Source organism: Neisseria sp. HMSC078C12, assembly GCF_001838065.1.
In the GTDB taxonomy this organism is placed as follows: Bacteria; Pseudomonadota; Gammaproteobacteria; order Burkholderiales; family Neisseriaceae; genus Neisseria.
This window is the reverse complement of record NZ_KV835604.1, coordinates 1-6,715: the sequence shown is the minus strand read 5'-3', so window position 1 is coordinate 6,715 and position 6,715 is coordinate 1. Positions and strand designations below refer to the sequence as shown.

Annotated in this window: 8 protein-coding genes; 3 read left to right on the top strand and 5 right to left on the bottom strand. The window is 38.5% G+C overall.

The window, feature by feature from the left end:
• Positions 1-109 precede the first annotated feature (109 nt).
• Positions 110-526, bottom strand: a complete 417-nt coding sequence (locus HMPREF2596_RS04990) for a helix-turn-helix domain-containing protein (protein WP_000275180.1) — start codon at positions 524-526, stop codon at positions 110-112.
• Between the two features lie 87 nt (positions 527-613).
• Here HMPREF2596_RS04990 and tetC point away from each other — a divergent pair, with 87 nt between their 5' ends.
• Positions 614-1,207 carry a tetracyline resistance-associated transcriptional repressor TetC gene (gene tetC, locus HMPREF2596_RS04985; RefSeq protein ID WP_000428546.1) on the top strand — a complete coding sequence of 198 codons (594 nt, stop codon included), beginning with the start codon at positions 614-616 and terminating at the stop codon, positions 1,205-1,207.
• A gap of 112 nt (positions 1,208-1,319) precedes the next feature.
• Here the strand turns inward: tetC and tet(B) are convergent, their stop codons facing one another.
• Entirely contained in the window at positions 1,320-2,525 is a 1,206-nt protein-coding gene (tet(B), locus tag HMPREF2596_RS04980; RefSeq protein WP_001089072.1) for a tetracycline efflux MFS transporter Tet(B), read from the bottom strand.
• A gap of 81 nt (positions 2,526-2,606) precedes the next feature.
• On the opposite strand from tet(B), the gene tetR(B) reads away from it, so the two are divergent.
• Complete coding sequence (gene tetR(B) / locus HMPREF2596_RS04975; protein ID WP_070850031.1) at positions 2,607-3,230, top strand: tetracycline resistance transcriptional repressor TetR(B); 624 nt, start codon at positions 2,607-2,609, stop codon at positions 3,228-3,230.
• Here tetR(B) and HMPREF2596_RS04970 read toward each other — a convergent pair.
• The 3 genes from HMPREF2596_RS04970 to HMPREF2596_RS04960 are packed head-to-tail and all read right to left on the bottom strand — an operon-like array spanning position 3,208 to position 4,601.
• Entirely contained in the window at positions 3,208-3,894 is a 687-nt protein-coding gene (locus tag HMPREF2596_RS04970) for an ArsR/SmtB family transcription factor (protein WP_001284954.1), read from the bottom strand. The genes tetR(B) and HMPREF2596_RS04970 overlap by 23 nt on opposite strands.
• Positions 3,895-3,901: 7 nt before the next feature.
• Positions 3,902-4,288, bottom strand: coding sequence for a hypothetical protein (locus tag HMPREF2596_RS04965; RefSeq protein WP_000460651.1), 387 nt, complete (start codon positions 4,286-4,288; stop codon positions 3,902-3,904).
• Positions 4,281-4,601, bottom strand: a complete 321-nt coding sequence (locus HMPREF2596_RS04960; protein ID WP_000562370.1) for an antibiotic biosynthesis monooxygenase family protein — start codon at positions 4,599-4,601, stop codon at positions 4,281-4,283. The genes HMPREF2596_RS04965 and HMPREF2596_RS04960 overlap by 8 nt, the downstream gene beginning before the upstream one ends.
• A gap of 443 nt (positions 4,602-5,044) precedes the next feature.
• On the opposite strand from HMPREF2596_RS04960, the gene gltS reads away from it, so the two are divergent.
• Entirely contained in the window at positions 5,045-6,250 is a 1,206-nt protein-coding gene (gene gltS, locus HMPREF2596_RS04955) for a sodium/glutamate symporter (RefSeq protein WP_000599533.1), read from the top strand.
• Positions 6,251-6,715: the final 465 nt, after the last annotated feature.

Here is a 6,715-nt window from a genome sequence, read left to right as displayed (position 1 = left end):
GCATTCTGGCTACACAATAACAAGGGAAGACTTACTCGTGGCTGCAACCCTACTAGCTCAAAATTTATTCACACATGGTTACGCTTTGGGGAAATTATGAGGGGATCTCTCAGTGCATTGCCTCCAATTCCCATAATTTATTACGCCGATAATAACTTGGTGTAACCTTAAAAATGTACTTAAATCGACGTGTAAAAGATTGTTGGGAATCAAATTGATATTTTAATGCGATCTCAAGGATAGTTTTTTTCGTCAACCTCAACTCAACAGCCGCTTTCGTCAAACGACGAGCACGAATATAGCTAGCCAGTGTGACCCCTGTTACTTTTTTGAACAGCCGCTGAAAATACCACTTGGTATAACCCGCTTTATTCGCCACATCATCAAGCAGTAAAGACTGATCTAAATTATGTTCAATCCATAATAGAACATCTTTGATAACCGTTGTATGAAACTGCTTATCATCATATCTTAATTGGATGTTATTAGCTTTATTTTGATAGCGAGAATGCTGTTCAATATACATAAAATAACCTAAATGTTCTTAAGATTGTCACGACCACATCATCATGATACCATAAACATACTGACGGTATGTTATTTTAAATCTATCATGGAAAATAAAAATCATCAACAAGAAAATTTTAAGAGTACCTATCAATCACTGGTTAACTCAGCACGAATATTGTTTGTTGAAAAAGGCTATCAAGCTGTTTCAATAGATGAGATCTCGGGAAAAGCGTTGGTGACCAAAGGTGCCTTTTATCATCACTTTAAAAATAAAAAACAATTACTCAGTGCCTGTTATAAGCAGCAATTAATTATGATTGATGCCTACATCACAACAAAAACTGATTTAACAAATGGTTGGTCTGCCTTAGAAAGTATATTTGAACATTATCTTGATTATATTATTGATAATAATAAAAACCTTATCCCTATCCAAGAAGTGATGCCTATCATTGGTTGGAATGAACTTGAAAAAATTAGCCTTGAATACATTACTGGTAAGGTAAACGCCATTGTCAGCAAATTGATCCAAGAGAACCAACTTAAAGCTTATGATGATGATGTGCTTAAAAACTTACTCAATGGCTGGTTTATGCATATCGCAATACATGCGAAAAACCTAAAAGAGCTTGCCGATAAAAAAGGCCAATTTATTGCTATTTACCGCGGCTTTTTATTGAGCTTGAAAGATAAATAAAATAGATAGGTTTTATTTGAAGCTAAATCTTCTTTATCGTAAAAAATGCCCTCTTGGGTTATCAAGAGGGTCATTATATTTCGCGGAATAACATCATTTGGTGACGAAATAACTAAGCACTTGTCTCCTGTTTACTCCCCTGAGCTTGAGGGGTTAACATGAAGGTCATCGATAGCAGGATAATAATACAGTAAAACGCTAAACCAATAATCCAAATCCAGCCATCCCAAATTGGTAGTGAATGATTATAAATAACAGCAAACAGTAATGGGCCAATAACACCGGTTGCATTGGTAAGGCTCACCAATAATCCCTGTAAAGCACCTTGCTGATGACTCTTTGTTTGGATAGACATCACTCCCTGTAATGCAGGTAAAGCGATCCCACCACCAGCCAATAAAATTAAAACAGGGAAAACTAACCAACCTTCAGATATAAACGCTAAAAAGGCAAATGCACTACTATCTGCAATAAATCCGAGCAGTACTGCCGTTTTTTCGCCCCATTTAGTGGCTATTCTTCCTGCCACAAAGGCTTGGAATACTGAGTGTAAAAGACCAAGACCCGCTAATGAAAAGCCAACCATCATGCTATTCCATCCAAAACGATTTTCGGTAAATAGCACCCACACCGTTGCGGGAATTTGGCCTATCAATTGCGCTGAAAAATAAATAATCAACAAAATGGGCATCGTTTTAAATAAAGTGATGTATACCGAATTCGATTGCGTCTCAACCCCTACTTCGGTATCTGTATTATCACGTGTATTTTTGGTTTCACGGAACCAAAACATAACCACAAGGAAAGTGACAATATTTAGCAACGCAGCGATAAAAAAGGGACTATGCGGTGAAATCTCTCCTGCAAAACCACCAATAATAGGCCCCGCTATTAAACCAAGCCCAAAACTTGCCCCTAACCAACCGAACCACTTCACGCGTTGAGAAGCTGAGGTGGTATCGGCAATGACCGATGCCGCGACAGCCCCAGTAGCTCCTGTGATCCCTGAAAGCAAACGGCCTAAATACAGCATCCAAAGCGCACTTGAAAAAGCCAGCAATAAGTAATCCAGCGATGCGCCTATTAATGACAACAACAGCACTGGGCGCCGACCAAATCGGTCAGACATTTTTCCAAGCCAAGGAGCAAAGATAACCTGCATTAACGCATAAAGTGCAAGCAATACGCCAAAGTGGTTAGCGATATCTTCCGAAGCAATAAATTCACGTAATAACGTTGGCAAGACTGGCATGATAAGGCCAATCCCCATGGCATCGAGTAACGTAATTACCAATGCGATCTTTGTCGAACTATTCATTTCACTTTTCTCTATTACTGATAGGGAGTGGTAAAATAACTCTATCAATGATAGAGTGTCAACAAAAATTAGGAATTAATGATGTCTAGATTAGATAAAAGTAAAGTGATTAACAGCGCATTAGAGCTGCTTAATGAGGTCGGAATCGAAGGTTTAACAACCCGTAAACTCGCCCAGAAGCTAGGTGTAGAGCAGCCTACATTGTATTGGCATGTAAAAAATAAGCGGGCTTTTCTCGACGCCTTAGCCATTGAGATGTTAGATAGGCACCATACTCACTTTTGCCCTTTAGAAGGGGAAAGCTGGCAAGATTTTTTACGTAATAACGCTAAAAGTTTTAGATGTGCTTTACTAAGTCATCGCGATGGAGCAAAAGTACATTTAGGTACACGGCCTACAGAAAAACAGTATGAAACTCTCGAAAATCAATTAGCCTTTTTATGCCAACAAGGTTTTTCACTAGAGAATGCATTATATGCACTCAGCGCTGTGGGGCATTTTACTTTAGGTTGCGTATTGGAAGATCAAGAGCATCAAGTCGCTAAAGAAGAAAGGGAAACACCTACTACTGATAGTATGCCGCCATTATTACGACAAGCTATCGAATTATTTGATCACCAAGGTGCAGAGCCAGCCTTCTTATTCGGCCTTGAATTGATCATATGCGGATTAGAAAAACAACTTAAATGTGAAAGTGGGTCTTAAAAGCAGCATAACCTTTTTCCGTGATGGTAACTTCACGGTAACCAAGATGTCGAGTTAACCACCCTTTAGATTCATAAAGCGAAAATAATGCGGCTCCAACGTACCCACCTAAATGGAAACGGCGTTCACTCCAATCTAAACACGCACAACAGATTTTACGTGAATGTTTGGAAGGAACGTCAATTCCCATTTCATGAAAATATTGAATACCACTTAATGTGATCATTGAACCATTTTCAGTGATCCATTGCTGTTGACAAAGGGAATCATAGATCTTAACGGCAACTTCGCCAGCTAAATGATCATAGCAAGTACGTGCTTTTCGTAAATGCACTGGCGTGGAAACTTTGGCATGTACGCCATGGTTTAAGGAGATCCCCATCATACTTTCCATCAATTCAGCAATATCTTTTCCTGCTAGCCGAAAATAACGATGCTTGCCTTGAGCTACTACTGTGATTAGCTGGCAATCTAATAATTTAGATAAATGACTGCTCGCCGTTGAAGCTGATATATTCGCCACAGAACTTAGCTCAGTGGCCGTCCAAGCTCGCCCATCCATCAAAGCACTGAGTATTTTAACTCGTGAAATGTCAGACATAGCCGCCCCTATCGCGGCTATTGAGGACTCAAAGGTAACCTCTTTTCGTATTAAATTAGCCATCGCAAGTTCACTTTATTGCCCAAGGGAGCGTAACAGATGCAGCCATACTATCATTGTCCGTTATTAATATCAGTTGGTTAGCATGGTCACTGTATTGCACTAAAATATTAATGTTATTCTCCGCCAATACTCGTGCTATTTCGCCAAGTTCCCCCGGTTTTTCCTGTTTTAACTTACGAATTAATGGTGTCCGGATCGCAAGTACTAACAGTCCAGCTTGCTCTAGCGCTATTTTAGCTTCCTTTCCTTGTTCAACAAGAAAATGAGCATGGCATTCATCACCAACCGTAAATATCCCTCCCCCTTCCAATCCAATACCTTTATTACCTAATGTTTTTCCTAGTAATGCTAATTGTCCTATTTGATTATCTAAAACAACGTGAACATCAAACATTATCCTTGTCCTTTTTAAATGAATATTCGCGAGTAATATGAGCAATACTAATTTTGTAAAAATCAAATATTGACTCTCGCCCTTCTTGTTGAGCTTTCGCATGTAAAACATGATTTTTCCATTGCAGAACTGCGTATTCGTTTTCCCACCAAGATAGCGATAACATTTTTCCTTCTGTAGCTAGACTTTGAAAACGTTCAATTGAAATAAAACCAGCTACATGACTTAATAGTGGTCTTAACTCCTCAGCTAAAGTCAAATAGCGAGTTTGTTGGTCGGGTTGTATTTGCACCTCAAATATTACAGCAATCATATTTTTCTCCGTTATTAATCAACAAACAGAGTAATCCACCCGAAAATTAACACTTCGATAAGCAACGAAATATAGAAAGGTCATGCTGCTGTTTTATGTTGTATATCACACTTCTTTAAATTGCTCGGCCTGCGCTTATCATGTTCTCCTTCTCTTATAATTTTGTTTATTATTTATACTTTTTTATTTTTTGCTATCACCGAAAATAGTGCGGATCCCGCATGGTATTTAGGTTTACCCATCATTAAATACCATTGTTGTTATTTTAATCTTTTTAATATTTCATGATTAAGATCACACTAAAATTATGACCCTATTAACTAAAAGTTATGGATACCCTAATAAAACTCATTGTTAAAGATTAGTTAACCAAAGTAACTTCATTTTTCACTATTGTTAAATTGTTATAGTGAAAATTCTGGTAAACTAATAGAGGTAAAAAAATGATCCTAGATGCCAGTTATACATTATTAGTCGCATGTATCGCGCTACTCATAGGAATGTTTGTCGTAAAATTTACCCCGTTCCTACAAAAAAACCACATACCAGAAGCCGTCGTTGGTGGCTTTATTGTTGCAATTGTTCTGTTAATTATTGATAAAACATCAGGTTATTCGTTTACTTTTGATGCTTCATTGCAAAGTTTATTAATGCTCACATTCTTTTCCTCTATCGGGCTAAGTTCTGACTTTTCTCGACTGATTAAAGGAGGAAAGCCGTTAGTTCTATTAACTATTGCAGTAACGATCCTAATCGCCATTCAAAATACTGTCGGCATGAGTATGGCTGTCATGATGAATGAAAGTCCATTTATTGGCTTAATTGCAGGTTCAATTACTCTAACAGGTGGTCATGGTAATGCCGGAGCATGGGGCCCTATTCTCGCTGATAAATATGGTGTAACAGGCGCCGTTGAATTAGCGATGGCTTGTGCAACACTTGGATTAGTGTTGGGTGGTTTAGTTGGCGGCCCTGTTGCCCGTCATCTTTTGAAAAAGGTCTCTATTCCTAAAACAACCGAGCAAGAGCGCGACACTATCGTTGAAGCTTTTGAGCAACCAAGCGTCAAAAGAAAAATCAATGCAAATAACGTTATTGAAACCATTTCAATGCTGATTATCTGTATTGTTGTTGGTGGCTATATCAGTGCATTGTTTAAAGATACTTTTCTGCAACTGCCTACTTTTGTCTGGTGTTTATTTGTCGGTATTATTATCCGTAATACACTGACTCATGTATTTAAACACGAAGTGTTTGAGCCGACCGTCGATGTATTAGGTAGCGTTGCTTTATCGCTTTTCTTGGCAATGGCGTTAATGTCATTAAAATTTGGTCAATTGGCAAGCATGGCAGGGCCAGTATTAATTATCATTGCTGTACAAACTGTTGTCATGGTGCTATTTGCCTGCTTTGTCACCTTCAAAATGATGGGCAAAGATTATGATGCTGTCGTGATCAGCGCGGGTCACTGTGGCTTTGGTATGGGAGCAACACCAACAGCAATTGCGAATATGCAAACAGTCACAAAAGCATTTGGACCATCACATAAAGCTTTCCTTGTCGTTCCTATGGTCGGTGCCTTTATTGTTGATATTTCAAACAGTATCTTAATTAAAATATTTATTGAAATTGGTACATACTTTACCTAATAGCTACACACTACTCGGCGTACTTCTCCTAACAATTTATTATAGGGCAGTATGCCGAGCCGCTTTCTTACCCCGTATATTCCCCTAGTCAATCTATTTAGCTTGCACGTTTACGAATTAATTCTCGTGACAACTAAACCAAAATTTGAATTATGACGAGTATATCTGATTATTTATACTTTATTCGTTAGAATAGTCCGTAGAAATAAATAATCAGTAGGCTACATGGAATGAAATTAAGACATCTCGATATCTTTTATGCTGTAATGACTTGTGGTTCCTTAACGCGTGCGGCTGAAGTTTTACATATTTCTCAACCCGCGGCGAGTAAAGCACTCAAACATGCTGAGCACTGAGAGATCCCCTCATAATTTCCCCAAAACGTAACCATGTGTGAATAGATTTTGAGTAAGCAGGGTTGCAGCCACGAGTGAGTCTTCCCTTGTTATTGTGTAGCCAGAATGC